General features: G+C 69.8%; 11 protein-coding genes. 6 read left to right on the top strand and 5 right to left on the bottom strand.

Features of this window, described 5'->3' with window-relative positions; genetic code table 11:
* The first annotated feature begins 237 nt into the window (after positions 1–237).
* The 4 genes from MFF56_RS24570 to MFF56_RS24555 are packed head-to-tail and all read left to right on the top strand — an operon-like array spanning position 238 to position 7035.
* A complete protein-coding gene (locus tag MFF56_RS24570) occupies positions 238–834 on the top strand; it encodes a TetR/AcrR family transcriptional regulator (RefSeq protein WP_066926528.1) in 597 nt (198 codons plus the stop codon).
* Positions 835–837: 3 nt separating this feature from the next.
* The gene (locus MFF56_RS24565) at positions 838–2655 is read left to right on the top strand and encodes an ABC transporter ATP-binding protein (RefSeq protein WP_066926531.1); all 1818 of its coding nucleotides are present in this window, start codon (positions 838–840) and stop codon (positions 2653–2655) included.
* A gap of 26 nt (positions 2656–2681) precedes the next feature.
* Positions 2682–3860, top strand: coding sequence for an efflux RND transporter periplasmic adaptor subunit (locus MFF56_RS24560; RefSeq protein ID WP_066926533.1), 1179 nt, complete (start codon positions 2682–2684; stop codon positions 3858–3860).
* A gap of 19 nt (positions 3861–3879) precedes the next feature.
* Positions 3880–7035 (top strand): multidrug efflux RND transporter permease subunit, encoded by a 3156-nt coding sequence (locus MFF56_RS24555; protein WP_238231493.1) that lies wholly within the window; start codon positions 3880–3882, stop codon positions 7033–7035.
* 198 nt (positions 7036–7233) lie between these two features.
* Here MFF56_RS24555 and MFF56_RS24550 read toward each other — a convergent pair whose 3' ends face one another.
* Genes MFF56_RS24550 through MFF56_RS24540 form a run of 3 tightly spaced genes read right to left on the bottom strand, consistent with a single transcriptional unit; the run spans position 7234 to position 9350 of the window.
* Positions 7234–7878, bottom strand: coding sequence for an NAD(P)H-binding protein (locus MFF56_RS24550; RefSeq protein ID WP_066918224.1), 645 nt, complete (start codon positions 7876–7878; stop codon positions 7234–7236).
* Positions 7875–8798, bottom strand: coding sequence for an SDR family NAD(P)-dependent oxidoreductase (locus MFF56_RS24545; RefSeq protein WP_066918226.1), 924 nt, complete (start codon positions 8796–8798; stop codon positions 7875–7877). The genes MFF56_RS24550 and MFF56_RS24545 overlap by 4 nt, the downstream gene beginning before the upstream one ends.
* Positions 8799–8822: 24 nt before the next feature.
* A complete protein-coding gene (locus MFF56_RS24540) occupies positions 8823–9350 on the bottom strand; it encodes a TetR/AcrR family transcriptional regulator (RefSeq protein WP_197430405.1) in 528 nt (175 codons plus the stop codon).
* Positions 9351–9765: 415 nt separating this feature from the next.
* Between MFF56_RS24540 and MFF56_RS24535 the strand changes: the two genes are divergently transcribed.
* Together MFF56_RS24535 and MFF56_RS24530 are read left to right on the top strand one after the other, a co-directional pair.
* Positions 9766–10230 (top strand): Rrf2 family transcriptional regulator, encoded by a 465-nt coding sequence (locus tag MFF56_RS24535; RefSeq protein ID WP_066918230.1) that lies wholly within the window; start codon positions 9766–9768, stop codon positions 10228–10230.
* Positions 10220–10924, top strand: a complete 705-nt coding sequence (locus tag MFF56_RS24530; RefSeq protein WP_066918232.1) for a class I SAM-dependent methyltransferase — start codon at positions 10220–10222, stop codon at positions 10922–10924. The genes MFF56_RS24535 and MFF56_RS24530 overlap by 11 nt, the downstream gene beginning before the upstream one ends.
* A 76-nt stretch (positions 10925–11000) precedes the next feature.
* Here the strand turns inward: MFF56_RS24530 and MFF56_RS24525 are convergent, their stop codons facing one another.
* Both MFF56_RS24525 and MFF56_RS24520 read right to left on the bottom strand, forming a co-directional pair.
* Positions 11001–14360: a PAS domain S-box protein gene (locus MFF56_RS24525; RefSeq protein ID WP_238231491.1), complete on the bottom strand. Its 3360-nt coding sequence runs from the start codon at positions 14358–14360 to the stop codon at positions 11001–11003.
* Between the two features lie 256 nt (positions 14361–14616).
* Positions 14617–15756 (bottom strand): M24 family metallopeptidase, encoded by a 1140-nt coding sequence (locus MFF56_RS24520; protein WP_283207444.1) that lies wholly within the window; start codon positions 15754–15756, stop codon positions 14617–14619.
* Positions 15757–15867: the final 111 nt, after the last annotated feature.

Raw genomic sequence — 15867 nt, 5'->3', positions numbered from 1 at the left:
TGCAGACCTTCCTCCCCGCCGATGCGAATGTCCGCTCGAGGGTTTAAAGCGGCCCCAAAGCGGCGGCCATGACGTCAACAGGTAGGGGCACATTAGCGACCGCCGATGGAAGGACGCCTTGGCGTCAGCCCGCCCGTAGCTTGGTGCGCCCTCAACGAACTCGAATCGCCCTTGAAAGATACCGTCAGGTAGGTATCATTTGGGCGAAGGGCGCCCGAGCGCCATCGGACAACGACCATGGCCACCGCCTACCACCGCAAGAAGCAGCCGGAGCTCGTCCGGCGCACCCTCCTCGATTGCGCCGCCAAGCTCGCCCTGGAGCAGGGTCTCGCCGCGGTCACCGTGCAGGCGGTGAGCCTTGCCGCCGGCGTGACCAAGGGCGCGCTGTTCCACCATTTCCCGAGCAAGCAGGCGCTGGTCGAGGGCGTCGTCGCCGACCTCATCGCGCAGCTCGACGCGGATATCGATGCGGCCATGGCGAAGGACCCACTTCCATACGGGCGCTACACCCGGGCCTATGTCGACATCACCCTGCACGACCCGATGATGATCGAGGGCAGCCAGTGGGCGGCCCTGCACATCTCCATCCTCGCCGAGCCGGCCCTGCGCCGGATGGTGTCGGACTGGTTCGCCGAGCGCCTGCACCGCCATCGGGACACCGACGGGGACGCTGACCTGGAGTTCGTCCGGCTGGCCGCCGACGGCGCGTGGATCGCCTACCTCGTGCGCGAGAAGCCGACCGATCCGGTGCCGGAGCTAGGCGCGCTCCGGAAGCGGCTCATAGCCATGACCCATGCCGGACGGCCCGGGCCTGCGGACGGCGGCCGGACCTGAGCTATGGCACGTTCCTCGACGCCTGAACTCGCCGCGGCTTATGCCCCGGACGGGAGCGACGACGCCTACGACGAAGTGGCATCCAGGCACGTGTCCGCGGCGCGCATCCTCGACCTGTTCCGTCCCTACGCGGGCCGGATCGCGCTCGTCCTCCTGCTCATCGCGCTCGCGACGGCGGCGGGGCTCGCCGCCCCGTTCCTGCTCAGGGAGATCATCGACGTCGCTCTGCCGCGGGGCGACGTGCGGCTGCTCGGGCTGCTCGCGGGAAGCCTCGTCGGCCTCGCCGCGCTCGGCGCCGGCATCGGCGTGCTCCAGGCCCTCGTCACCGCGAAGGTCGGGCAGGCGCTGATGCACGACCTCAGGGTGCGCGTGTACGCGCACCTCCAGTCGCTGCCTCTCGGCTTCTTCACGGCGACCCGGGGCGGGGACATCCAATCGCGCATCGCGAGCGACATCGGCGCCCTCCAGGCGCTCGTCACCCACACCGCGGGAGAGGCGACGCGCAACGCCAGCGCGGTCGCGATGACGGCGGCCGCGATGCTGATGCTGGAATGGCGGCTGGCCCTGTTCTCGTTCCTGGTGCTGCCGCTGGCGACCTGGATCAGCAACCGCGTCGGCCGGATGCGCGAGGAGACCACCTACGCGCAGCAGGAGCGGATCGCCGAGATGACCTCGGCGGTGCAGGAGTCTCTGTCGGTCTCGGGCATCGTCCTCGCCCGCACGACGGGCCGTACGCGGCACCTGGTCGAGCGCTTCGCGCGGGCCTCGCGTGAGGTGGCGGACCTGGAGGTCCGGTCCCACACGGCCGGGCAGTGGCAGTGGTCGGTCATCGACCTGGTGCTTCAGGCCCTGCCGGCCCTCACGCTGTTCCTCGGCGGCTGGATGATGAACGCCGGGACGGCGATGACCATCGGCACGCTCGTCGCCATGATCGCGCTGCAGGAGCAGATGCTGTTCCCGCTGGAGGAGGTGCTGCGCACGGGCGTCGAGGCCCGCAAGGCGCGGGCGCTGTTCGCCCGCATCTTCGAGTACCTCGACAAGCCGGTCGGCATCACCGAGCGACCGGACGCCGTCACCCTCGATCCTTCGAAGGTCGCCGGCCACGTGCGCCTCGACGGCGTGACGTTCTCCTACGACCGGTCGGGACCCACCACCCTGCGCGGCGTCACGGTGGACATCCCCGCCGGCTCCCATACCGCCATCGTCGGCGCGACCGGCTCGGGCAAGTCGACCCTCGGCCACATCCTGGCACGCCTCCACGACGTCGACGCGGGCGCCGTCCTCTACGACGGCGTCGACGTGCGGGACCTGTGCATGCATTCGCTCTCGGACATCCTCGGGGTGGTGACGCAGGACCCGTTCCTCCTCCACGCCAGCATCGCCGAGAACCTTCTGTTCGCCCGGCCAGAGGCCACGGTGGCGCAGATGGTCGAGGCGGCGCGCATCGCCCAGTTGCACGACCTGATCGCGGCCCTGCCTGACGGGTACGACACGGTGGTGGGAGAGCGCGGGCACCGCTTCTCCGGCGGCGAAAGGCAGCGTCTCTCGCTCGCCCGCACCATCCTGCGCGATCCCCGGGTCCTGCTGCTCGACGAGGCGACGAGCGCGCTCGACACCGCCACGGAGCGGGCCGTGGTCGAGGCCCTGACGCGGCCGGGCAAGCCCCGCACGACCATCACCATCGCCCATCGCCTGTCGACCGTGCGCCGAGCCGACCAGATCGTCGTGCTGGACCGCGGAAGAGTGGTCGAGAGCGGAACGCACGAAACCCTCCTGGCCCGCGACGGCGCCTACGCGCGCCTCGTGCGCAAGGCCGCCTGACGGCCCGGCACCAACGGACCTTCCCCATGTCGATTCCCACCTCCCTCCACCGGACGCCGGTCCTCACCGCCGCCGCCTGCCTCGCCCTCCTCGCCCTGCAAGGCTGCAAGCCGGCGGCAGACGGCCAGCCCGCGGGCGGGCCCGGTGCGGCGGGCGCCACCCCCGACGTCTCGACGGTCACTGTCGCGGCGGTCACGGTGCCCCGCATCCTCGACCTGCCGGGCCGCCTGACCTCGACGCGGGTCGCCGAGGTGCGGGCCCAGGTCTCCGGCATCGTCCAGGAGCGCACCTTCGAGGAAGGCAGCCTAGTGGCCAAGGGCGACGTCCTGTTCCGGATCGACCCGGCCGTCTACCGGGCGGAGGTGGATGCCAAGGCCGCCGCGCTCGCCCGGGCCGAGGCGACCAAAGTGCAGGCGCAGCGCCAGTCGGAGCGCACCGAGACCCTGTTGGAGCGCCAGGCCGCGAGCGCCGCCCAGCAGGACATCGCGGTCGCCGCCCTGCGCCAGGCCGAGGCCGACGTCGCGAGCGCCAAGGCGCAACTCGCCCGCGCCCGGATCGACCTCGACTACGCCACCGTGCGCGCGCCCATCGCCGGTCGCATCGGCCGGGCCCTCGTCACCGAGGGGGCGCTCGTCGGCCAGGGCGATGCGACCAAGCTGGCCCTGATCCAGCAGGTCGACCCGATCTTCGCCGACTTCAACGCCTCGGCCGCCGACCCGAGCCGCCTCGCCGAGCGCGCCTCGGGGAAGGAGGAGACGGGGGTACGGCTGGTCCTACCGGACGGCTCGCTCCACGCGGATGCCGGGCGGCTCCTGTTCACGGACGTCAGCGTCGACCCCGGCACGGGGCAGGTCAGCCTCCGCGCCACGTTCCCGAACCCGAAGGTCGCCCTGCTGCCGGGCACCTACGTCCGCGTCCGCGTCGCGCAGGGCACGCTGCCGGGGGCCGTCCTCGTCCCGGCCCAAGCCATTCAGCGCAGCAGCGCCGGCGTGGCACAGGTCTACGTCGTCGGCGAGGACCGGACCGTGGCCCTGCGCCCCGTCCGGGCGGGGGCGCTGACGGATGCCGGCTGGATCGTCGAGGACGGGTTGAAGGCCGGCGAGACTGTCGTGGTCGAGGGCTTCCAGAGGCTCCAGCCGGGCATGGCGGTCAACCCGTCGCCCTGGCAAGCGCCCCGGACCGCCTCCGCCTCCTCTAAGCCCTGACCGACAGGATCACGCCGCCATGACCCGCTTCTTCATCGCGCGCCCGATCTTCGCCTGGGCGGTCTCCATCTTCATCATGCTGGTGGGGGCGATCTCCATCGCCTACCTGCCGGTCTCGCAGTACCCGGACGTCGCCCCGGTCACGATCCAGGTGACGGCGACCTACCCCGGCTCCCCGCCGGAGCGGCTCTACGACGGCGTCACCCGCATCATCGAGGAGGAGCTCAACGGCATCCCGGGGCTGATGTACTTCGAGAGCACCAGCGACACGTCCGGCATGGCGCAGATCACGGCCTCGTTCGCGCCGGGCTCCGACCCGTCGAAGGCGACGGTGGCGGTGCAGAACCGGATCAAGCGCATTGAGGCGCGCCTGCCCCGCGCCGTGACCCAGCAGGGCGTCATCGTCGAGGAGGCCAGCACCAGCTTCCTCCAATTCGTGACCGTCTCCTCGAAGGACGGCACCATGAGCGAGACCGACCTCGGCGACCTTGCCGCCCGCCGACTGCTAGGCGAGTTGCGGCGCGTGCCGGGCGTCGGCCGCGCCACCCTGTTCTCGTCCGAGAAGGCGCTGCGCATCTGGATCGACCCGGTCAAGCTCGTCGGCCTCGGCATGACGCCGGGCGACGTGACGGCCGCGGTCGGCGCGCAGAACGCGCAGGTCGCCTCGGGCGTCGTCGGCGCCCAGCCGGCGCGGGAGGGCCAGCGCATCGCCGCCAACGTGCTGGTGAAGGGGCAACTGACCACGCCCGCCGAGTTCGGGGAAATCGTGCTGCGCGCCAACACGGATGGCTCGTTAGTCCGCCTGCGCGACGTCGCCGAGGTCGAGCTCGGTGGGCAGTCCTACACGATGCAGACCCGCCTCGACGGGCGCCCCGCCGCCGGCATCGGCATCCAGCTCGCCCCGGGTGCGAACGCCCTCGCCGCCGCCAGCGGGGTGAAGGCGAAGCTCGCCCAGCTCCAACGCACGCTGCCGGCCAACGTCCGCGTGAGCGTCCCCTACGACACCACGCCTTTCGTCGAGGTCTCGATCAAGAAGGTGCTGATGACGCTCGCCGAGGCTATGGCGCTCGTCTTCGCGGTGATGTTCCTGTTCCTCCAGAACGTCCGCTACACCCTTATCCCGACCATCGTCGTGCCGGTGGCCCTGCTCGGCACCTGCGGCGCGCTGCTGCTCGCCGGCTTCTCGATCAACGTGCTGACGATGTTCGGCATGGTGCTGGCCATCGGCATCCTGGTCGACGACGCCATCGTCGTGGTCGAGAACGTCGAGCGGATCATGTCCGAGGAGGGCCTGCCCCCGCGGGAGGCCACCGCCAAGGCCATGGGCCAGATCACCGGGGCCATCGTCGGCATCACATCGGTGTTAGTCGCGGTGTTCGTGCCGCTTGCCTTCTTCCCCGGCTCAGTCGGCGTGATCTACCGCCAGTTCGCCGTCAGCATGGCGACCTCCATCGCCTTCTCGGCCTTCCTGGCGCTCTCGCTCACCCCGGCACTCTGCGCCACGCTTCTGAAGCCCATCGAGGCCGGGCACGGCCACGACAAAGGCGGTTTCTTCGGCTGGTTCAACCGCCGCTTCCGGTCCGGCACGCTGGCCTACCGCTCCGGCGTCGCCGGGCTGCTGCGCCGGCCGGTGCGGGCGCTCCTCGTCTACGGCCTGCTCGTCGCCGCCCTCGGCTGGGGCTACTTGCGCATGCCGTCGAGCTTCCTGCCCATTGAGGACCAGGGCTACGTCATCGTCGACGCGCAGACGCCGCCGGAATCGGCCACCGGGCGCACGCTCGACGTGGCCAAGCGCATCGAGGCGCATTTCGCCCGCGAACCCGGCATCGACAGCCAGACCCTGCTGCTCGGCTTCGGCTTCTCCGGCCAGGGCCAGAACGCGGCGCTCAACTTCGTCGGGCTGAAGCCCTGGGGCGAGCGCAGCCTGAGCGACGGGGCCGACGCCATCGCCGCCCGCGCCAACGCGGCGCTCGGGGAGATGCCGGACGCCATCGCCATGTCGCTGTCGCCGCCGGCCATCGACTCGCTCGGAAATTCCAGCGGCTTCGCCTTCCGCCTGCAGGACAAGGGCCAGCAGGGCCATGCGGCCCTGGCGGCCGCGCGCGACCAGCTCCTCAAGGCGGCGGGCCAGAGCCCGATCCTGCAGGGCGTCTACGTCGAGGGGCTGCCGACCGCGCCGCAGATCGAGCTCGTCCTCGACCGGCAGAAGGCGAACGCGCTCGGCGTCACCTTCGCCGACATCAACGACGCGCTCTCGACGAGCCTCGGCTCGGCCTACGTCAACGACTTCCCGAACCAGGCGCGGATGCAGCGGGTCATCGTCCAGGCCGAGGCCTCCCGGCGGATGAAGGCCGAGGACCTGCTCGACCTCAACGTCCGCAACGCCAAGGGGCAGATGGTGCCGCTCCAGTCCTTCGCGCGGGTCGAATGGACGATGGGCCCGTCGCAGGTCGTGGGCTTCAACGGCTACCCGAGCATCAAGATCTCCGGCAGCGCGGCCCCCGGCTACGCCAGCGGCGACGCCATGTCCGAGATGGAGCGTCTGGCGGGGCAGCTGCCGCCGGGCTTCGACTTCGCCTGGACCGGGCAGTCGCTGCAGGAGAAGCTGTCGGGCTCTCAAGCGATCTACCTGCTAGCGCTGGCGCTGTTCTGCGTCTTTCTCTGCCTTGCCGCGCTCTACGAGAGTTGGTCGATCCCGCTCGCCGTGCTGCTCGTCGTGCCCACCGGCGTGGTCGGCGCGGTCTTCGCCATGCTGCTGCGGGACATGCCGAACGACGTCTACTTCAAGGTCGGCCTGATCACGGTGATCGGCCTGACGGCGAAGAACGCCATCCTCATCATCGAGGTCGCCAAGGACCTCGTCGCGCAGGGCCGGTCCCTGCACGAGGCGGCGCTGGAGGCATGCGAACTGCGTTTCCGGCCCATCGTGATGACCTCGTTCGCCTTCATCCTCGGCGTGGTGCCGCTCGCCGTCGCCACGGGGGCCAGCATGAACAGCCAGCGGGCCATCGGCACCGGCGTGCTCGGCGGTATGGTCACCGCGACGGTGCTGGCGGTGTTCGTCACCCCGCTCCTCTTCGTCCTGATCGCGCGAGCCTCCCCGTCGCGTCAGGCGATGGGAACGAAGGGCCGCCAAACCGAAGCCGCGAGCACCCACGGCATCCCGGCGGGCTAGCCCTGCACCACGCGCCCATGGCTTCACCCGACGGAGAATGAACGACTGCTTCATCCTGGCGGTTTGCGCTGACGGTCGGCAGCCTGCTTCATCCCTCCGGTGAGCCGACAATAATCAGGTCCCGCCGGCGAGCCACCGGACGCTCCCTCCGAGCGGGTCCGGGCTCGGCAGCCAGCACCGAATGCGTTCGCGGGATCGTCAGGTCGAACACGATCCCACGTCGGCGTTCGTCTTGACGGCGATGCCTGGCCGGGCTGCGACGGCGCCCTCGACGAGGAGCTTGGCCATCCCGGTCGCCGAGCTCGACCTCCAGGGAGACGGCAAGACGGGCGTGAGGGACTTCAAGACAGCGACGGCCAATCGCTCGTCGAGCCGCGCGCTTTCGCGTTGCCCGTCGAGGGCGCTCGGACGCACGATTGTCAACGACGGGAAGGCCAGCGCTTTGAGCTCGCTCTCCAGTTCGCCCTTTCTACGAGTATAGGCGAAGCGCGAGCGAGGATCGGCGCCAAGCGAGGAGACCAGCGCGAACCGGGTGGCGCCATGGCTGCGCGTGAGGCGTGCGATGGCGAGCGGATAGTCCCGGTCGATTGCCAGGTACTCGTCGGGCGACGGGGTGCGGGCGCGCGTCGTGCCCAGGGCGCTGATGACGCCGTCCACGTTCCACCAGTCGGCATCGGCGGGGAGGTCCGAAAAGTCGACGACGACGTTTCGCAATTTGGCATGGGTCTCGACCGGGCGACGGGTCAGGGCGACCACGCGGTCGATCCGGCTGTCGGCGAGCGCCAGTCCCAGGGCAAGGCCTCCGACGAGACCGGTGGCACCGGCGATGAGGACCGTGGTCATGCCGGACGCCCGAGCCGCCCGGCCGCCGCAGGGGCGTGCGCCGACCTGGGAAGGTGCGGCTTCAGGCCTGCGGCGAGGAGCCGGTCGAGTGCCCGGTCCGACAGAAGGCGGGTCAAGCCGACGAAGGCCCCGCTCCAGCGGCCGACGGTGTACCGGGTCCTCGGACGCGCCCTGGCGACCGCGCCCGCGATGGTGCGGGCCGCATCCTCGGGCGAGGCCCCGCCCTCTTCCGAGGCCTCAGCCTGGGCCACCACCGCCCGCAACAGCGCCGCGTAGCGCCCGCGCTGCGCGACGGTCATGGCGTCGATGACCCTCTCGGCCCGGACGCCGACCTGTCCGAGCATCTCCGTCCTGACAGCCCCCGGCTCGATCACGACGACCCTCACCCCGAGCTGACCGACCTCGCGGCGCAGCGAGTCGCTGAGCGCTTCCAGTGCGAACTTGGTGCATGCGTAGGGACCGTAGGCCCCCATCGCCACCCGGCCGCCCACCGACGATACGTTGACGATGGTCCCGCCGCTCTCGATCAAGGCGGGAAGCAGGGCCTGGATGACCGCGACATGGCCGAACAGGTTCACCTCGAACAGGCGGCGCCAGTCCGGCAGCGCGTAGGTCTCCACAGGCACGTTGATCCCCACGCCTGCATTGTTGACCAGCACGGCTAGCCGTCGACGCTCGGGATCGTTCCCGACGCGCTGCGAGAGGGCGGCGATCCCGGCCTCTTGCGTGATGTCGAGAATGACCGGCTCGATGTTCGCGGTGCGCAGCGCGTCGGCGTCCACGTTCCGGCGGACGCCCGCCAGGACGTGATAGCCCCGGCCGGCGAGCTCGCGCGCCGTCGCGGCGCCGATGCCGCTCGACGCTCCGGTGACGACAGCCAGGTCTCGACGCGAGCCGGGTTGGGTTTCCGCATTGGTCATGGTATCTCCGATCCTCGTTCTCGGTCAGCTGATCGAACGCCACAGGGCGTCGAACCCAATCGCCGCATGGCGTTCGGCGGCGGCCGGGTCGGCCGCGATCCCGTCGATGGTGGCTTCCGTCATGGCCATCACCAGCGAGGCGACGAACATCGGGGAGGCGTCGCGCATCGCACCGTCGGCGCGGCAGCGGTCGAGGAGCTCGACGACCCGAGCGTAGGGGCGGCTCGCGATGTCGCGCGTGGCGGGCGTCAAGTCGTTCGAGACGCCGAGCTGCGCCAGCGCCAGGCGCTCAAGTGGTTTCTCCCGCGCCCAGCGCAGCATCCCGTACCAGACGTGCCGCAACTGGTCGCGAGGCTCGACTTCCTCCGGGAGGCCATCCACGGTCGCGGCGGCCATCCGCAACTTCAGCTCGACGTAGAGTTCGTTCAGCAGGTCGGCCTTGGTCTCGAAATAGATGAACAGGGCGCCGTTCGAGACGCCTGCGGCCTTCGCTATTGACGCCGTCGACGCACGTAGTCCCTGCTCGGCGACGATCCTGATCGCCGCCTCCATGATCTCGTTGCGCTTCGCGTCGCTCTTGGGTCTCGCCATGGCAGGACGATATGAAAGAGTGATCAGTCAGTCAACAACGTTTCGAGGGTGCTGCGGATTCTCCCAACTTGGAGGGTTGGGTTCCGTGGCAAACCAAAGGTTTCGACCATTTCGACTGGGTCGCCGCCTATCGCTCGCCTCAATCCCGCCCGAACTCCAAGCCTCTCCCGAGGAGGCGGAAACCGCAGACCGCGTTGCCTTTGAGCCTTTCAGGGCAGTCGCTGAGGCCTGAGGCAGGGGCTCAAGAGCGAGCAACACCGTCCAAATGCGAAGGCCCAACGGGCGTGCGGCTTCAGCGGATCTCCATCTTGGCCAACTGCCGCCTGAGGCCTGGTCTCGGTTGACACCATCCCTATCATGCAACTATTGAAGTTTCATGAGACGGGATGGCAGACTGTCTGGCGTGTTGCATGTCCTCCTCCACATGGACGAGGCCGACGGGCCGGTGACGTCCGAGCGGCTGGCCATGATGATGGGGACCAACCCGGTCGTGGTGCGCCGGACGATGGCCGGACTGCGCGACCTCGGGCTCGTCGCCTCCGGGAAAGGGCATGGCGGCGGCTGGACCATCGCCTGCGACCTCGACCGGGTGACCCTGCACGACGTCTACGTCGCGCTCGGTTCGCCGGAGGTGTTCGCGATGGGACACCGGAGCCAAGAGCCGACCTGCCTCGTCGAGCAGGCGGTCAACGCGGCCCTCGCGGACGCCTTTCAGGATGCCGAGGCCTTGCTGCTCTCGCGTTTGGGTGACGTCACGCTGGCCCGTCTCAGCGCGGATTTTCATGCGCGCTTGGCCAAGCGCGGATCGTGCGGGCGGGAGGCCCGATCCAATGACGCATAGCGCCCAGCCTGAACCAACCAACTTCGTGGCTGCCTTTTCGGACCCGGCGGCCGCCGCACGGTATGCCGACGGACCGCCTCGTTTCGTACCCGGCTTCGAGGCGTTGCACAGGATGACCGGCATCCTGCTCGCCGAGCACGCGCCGGCCGACGCGCGGGTTCTGGTCCTCGGGGCTGGAGGGGGCCTGGAACTCAGGGCATTGGCCGAGATGCATCCCGGCTGGACCTTCGTCGGCGTCGACCCGGCGGGGGAGATGCTCCGCCAGGCCGAGCGCACGCTCGGGCCGCTGATGAACCGTGTCACACTCGTCGAGGGCTACATCGACGACGCGCCCTTCGGCCCCTTCGATGCGGCGACCTGCCTGCTCACCCTCCACTTCCTCGACCCGGCCGCGCGCGAGGACACCGTCAGGGCAATCCACCGGCGGCTCAAGCCGGGCGCGCCGTTCGTGGCGGCGCACGGAAGCTTCCCGCAGGACGACAGCCGCTCGCGCTGGATCGGCCGGTACGAGGCCTATGCGGTCGCTTCCGGCGTCGATTGCGACCAGGCGGCGAAGGCCAGGGCCGCCGTGCAGGCCCACCTGCACACCCTCGCGCCCGAGACGGATGCCGCCGTGCTACGGGCGGGCGGCTTCCGGGGTGTCGAACTCTTCTTCGCCGCCTTCACGTGGCGCGGCTGGATCGGACGTGCCTGAGCGGCCGGGGCTCGGCTAGGCCGGCACCGCATCACGTGACGGATGGTAGGGCGCCGCGTCCATAAGGCCGCCCCGTTCAGCGCCCCGGCATTCCGTCACCCTCACCGTTCCCGGTCCGCCAATCCCGTCCGACCGCCCTGCGCAGGACCTGGGAGACCTGCTCGGCCGAATACGGCTTCCGCAGGAGCTCGAAGCCGTGGGCGCCTTCCTGCGCCAGGACGTGGCTGTAGCCCGAGGCGAGCACCACCGGCAGGTTCGGCAGACGCCGCCTTAGGAGCCGGGCGAACGCGATGCCGCCCATGCCCGGCATCACGACGTCCGAGAACACCACGTCGAAGTCCGATCCGTCGTGACCGATCCTATCGAGCGCCTCCTCGGCGTTCGTCGCCCAGGTCGTGCGGTAGCCGAGATCCTCAAGGATCTGCGTGGCGAAGGTCCCGACCTCGACGTTGTCCTCCACGACGAGCACGCGCTGGCCGGACCCGATGGGCAGCACGGAAGCGGCGGCATCCTTGGCGGCCAGGGGCTTGGGCTCCGCAGGCACCTCAGGCAGGTAGAGCGTGAAGGTCGAGCCGCCTCCCGGGACGCTCTCGACATCGACGTCGCCGCCCGACTGCTTGGCGAAGCCGAACACCTGGCTGAGCCCGAGGCCGGTGCCCTTGCCAACCTCCTTCGTCGTGAAGAACGGCTCGAAGATGCGCGGCAGCACCTCCGGCGCGATGCCCGCGCCGGTGTCCGAGAGCGAGACGGCGGCGAACGGATGCGAGCTCCCGGCGTGTCGGCGGATCGGCGGCAGCGTGCCGCCGCAGGCCAGCCGCAGGGTCAGCGTCCCCTCGCCGTCCATGGCGTCGCGGGCGTTCACCGCCATGTTCACCAGCGCGGTCTCGAACTGGCTGAGGTCGGCGCGCACGTGGCAGGGCGCCCCCGCGATATCCAGCACCACCCGGATGCGGGCCCCTGTGACCGTATCGAGGAGGTCCGCCATGGCACGCAGCCGCTCGTCGAGGGCGAACACCTGCGGGTCGAGGGTCTGCCGGCGGGCGAAGGCGAGGAGCTGCCCGGTGAGCTTAGCTGCACGCTCCACGGTCTCGGAGACCGCGTCGAGGTAGCGGGCCTTGCGCGCCTCGGGCAGGTCCGGGCGGCGTAGGAAGTCGACCGACGAGCGGATGATGGTCAGCAGGTTGTTGAAGTCATGCGCCACGCCGCCCGTCAATTGCCCGATGGCCTCCAGCTTCTGCGACTGCCGCAGCGCCTCTTCGGCCTTCAGCAGTTCGTCGGTGCGCTCGGCGACGCGGCTCTCCAGCGTCTCGTTCAACTCCCGCAGGCGGTCCTCCGCGAGCCTGCGGTCGTGGATGTCGGTCGAGGTGCCGAACCAGGCAGTCACCGTCCCGCCGGCGTCCCGCAGGGGCTCGGCCCGGGCCAGGTACCAGCGGCAGGCGCCGTCGTGCCGCCGGTAGCGCATCTCGATCTCGTAGGAGACCTCGCGCGCCCGCGCGTCCGCCCAGGCCGCGGCGGTCCGGGCCTGGTCGTCCGGGTGGACGGCCTCGATCCAACCGTCGGGCAGCGCCGCCTCAAGGGTCTGGCCGGTGAACTCGCACCAGCGGTCATTGAGGAAATGCAGGTGCCCGTCCGGCGAGGCGAACCAGACGAAGGCGGGAACGACGTCGGTCAGGGTGCGTAGCCGCGCCTCGGCCTGCCGGCGCTCGTCGATGTCGATGACCGAGCCGAAGTAGCCGAGGAAGGCCTCGTTCGCCGCGATCCACGGCATGGCGGCGTCGATGGCCCAGCGGTAGGCGCCGTCCCGGCCGCGCAGCCGGTACTCCAGGCGGAAGGACTTCCGCTCGGCGTTGGCGGCCAGGAAGGTCTGCTCCGAGAGATGGCGGTCGTCGGGATGGATGGCGTCGAGCCAGCCGAGGCCGAGCCCCTCCGCCTCGGTCTGGCCGGTGAACTCGTACCAGCGCCGGTTCAGGTAGATGCAGTCGCCGTTCTCGTCGGTGATCCAGGTCATCACCGGGGCATCATCCGCCATGGTGCGGAAGCGGGCCTCGCTCTCCCGCAGGCGCGCCTCCGCCTCATGCCGGAAGGTCACGTCGCTCGCGGTGCCGAACCACTCGACGATCTCTCCCGCCTGGTCGAGCAACGGGACGGCACGGGAGAACGTCCAGCCGACTGTACCGTCGGCCCGCCGCACCCGGTGCTCCAGCTCGAACAGCCCCTTGCGCCGGATGGCGTCGGCGATGGCGGCGAGGACCTCGGCCCGGTCCTTCGGCTTGATGTTGCGGTCGAGCCAGCGCTCGCTCGGCTCCGTGGCGTCGGCCAGGATGCCGCGACCATCGAGCCGGATCATCCCGCGCCAGTCTGCGCCCATCCGGTACACCGCGTCGGAGGTCGCGTTGACCAGGGTCCGCAGCCGTCCCTCGCTCACGCGCAGGTTAGCCTCGGCGCCGACGCGCTCGATGTAGGCCCAGCAGCGTTCCGTCACCTCGCGCAGCAGCGCCAGCTCGGCGTCGGACCAGCGATGCGGCACGGCATGATGGATGGCCATGAGGGCCGTGAGGCGGCCCTCCTTGACCAGCGGCATGCAGATCGTCGCGGCGATGCCGATGGCCTGGAAGGTCCGCGCCTCGTGCGGGGCGAGCTCGGCGGCGTTGTCGTTGACGACGAGGGGCCTGCCGGCATTGAGCTCCCGGACCGCGAGTTCGCCGAAGTCGGCGAGGCTGTAGTGTCCGAGGATCGAGGGTGCGTCCGGCGCGTGCCAGTTGCCGCGGATGGTGAAGCCGTCGCCGTCGGCGTCCATGTCGGCGTAGGCGCAGTTCGACAGGCCCAGGTGACCGCCAAGGAGGCGCGTCGTGGCCTCCAGCACCGCGGCGGCGTCGCGGGCGTCCGCGGTCGCCCGAGCCAAGCCGTCGAGGAAGCGGAATCGGTCCTCGCTCTCGGCGAGGCGGCGTTCGGCCAGCACGCGCTCGGTGATGTCGAGCACCGTCGCGAGCGTACCAATGGGCCTGCCGGCCTCATCGAGGATGGGCGTGTAGTCGAGGTCCATCCAGACCTTCTCGGGTCGGCCATGCCGCCAGAGTTCGAGTTCCTGGCCCGTGAAGCTGAGGGCTTGCCCGGCGAGGCCGCTCTCGATGACCTGGGCGTTGAAGGCGCGCGCCTCAGGCCAGACGTCCAGCACCCGGCCCCCGAGCGCTTGCGGATGGCGCGGACCGCAGACCTCGGCATAGCCCCGGTTGTAGACGAGGATGCCGTCCTCACCCCAGATCGCCACCATGGGAATGGGCGAGAGCAGCACTGTCTGGACGATGGCGCGAACCGTGGGCGGCCACTCGGCGATGGGGCCGAGCGGGGTGGCCGCCCAGTCATGGCCGCGGACGAGGTCGCCCACGTCGCCGCCGCCCACGGGGAGCCAGACGCCGGCCTGAATTTCCTGTGTCATCGACCCGCGCATCGAGGCTACCCGTCTGGGCGCGGTCGTTGATCCAACGGCACCTTCCGCCTCCGACATCCTACTTCAGGCGGAACCGGTTGCACATCGTACTGGTATAAATGTCCCAGGTCCGATGCGCCGATGGACAGGGTAGGCCCACGAGGTGCTCGCCGAGCTTGTCGCTCAGGACATAGGGCGGCAGTCCCATGCCGAACCGCGCCGCTTCGGGCGACGGCGGCGCTCCGCACATCAAGCCTGGGCATAGCTACGATATCTCGATGAGTTCCGCCGCCCGTTTTCCAAGCCGTTCGGCGCCGTTCTCCCCCACAACGACTGTATCGCCCCAGTACAAACGCTGAGCCCCATCATGCGTCTGGATCATCGGCTTGACGATGAACGTCGCGTTGGCCTCGATCCGCCAGTCGCGCATGGTCGCATCACGCGGTTTGTGGATGTTGATAGGCGCGTCGTCGCCGAGGCCTCGGCCGTGCATGATGAGGCTGCACCAGAAGCGCTCGTCGCTCAGGGCCGCGACGATGTCGGATATCCCGCCGACCGTCGCACCCGGCCGCAGGGCCTCGTAGCAGCGTTCAATTGCTTCCTGCTGACGGTGGAACAGCTCCCTGTAGATGTCCGGCGCACGACCAAGGAAGACCGGCTGCGTGTTCTGGGCCACGTAGCCCGCCCAACGCGCCTCGGCCTCGACGGAGATGAGGTCTCCGGATCGAAGCGGACGGAGCGAAGGCATGTACTGCGCCGAAGGCGGCTGCGGCCAACCCGCCGACCACAGGATCATGGTCGGCACCTCGCCGCCCCGCTCCACCATGTCCGCCAGCATCCGCGCGTAGACGACGTTTTCCGGCACGCCCGGACGCGCCTCGCGGAGCAGGACATCGACCGACGCCTCGACGAGTTCCTCGGCCTTTCGCAGGAAGGCGAGCTCCTCCGTGCTCTTCACGAAACGCGCCCGCTCCATCAGCAGGTTCGCATCGACGATCTCGGCGGCGGGCAGCGCGCGGACCAACCCGTCGAGGATGCCGGCAGGCGTGATCCCTTCGGGAAAGCGGGTGTTGCCGGCGAGGCCCGTCACGCCGATCCGGGCACGGTCGAGACCGAGCTCCCTCAAGCGGTCGATGCTCATCTGCGTGTAGCCCCAACCGGTATCGATGGGACGTATGTCCGTCACCCAGTCCTGCCGTTGCAGCCAGAAGTCCTTATGGACGTCCGGGCTGGTGATCGCGGTCACCTCGCCGGTCAAAGGGAATACGCAGGCCGCCTGGGAGCAATTGCCGCCTATTCCGGTGAGGTAGCGTACATTGGCCTGGAAATGGTCCCATAACCCAGTGTTGGGCGGGACGAAAATGGCGTCAAGGCGGGCCTCGGCCATCAGCTTCCTGACTTTCAGCCACCTTAGAGCCTGTTTGAGGACGAAACCTCAGGCTGGATTGTTGAGGGCGTTGGCGGCCATGAGGCAGGCGACGCAGGCAAGACGGCCGGTCGCGACATCAAGGCGGCC

The organism is Methylobacterium hispanicum, assembly GCF_022179285.1.
Lineage (GTDB): Bacteria > Pseudomonadota > Alphaproteobacteria > Rhizobiales > Beijerinckiaceae > Methylobacterium > Methylobacterium hispanicum.
This window is presented reverse-complemented; position numbering and strand designations above follow the sequence as displayed.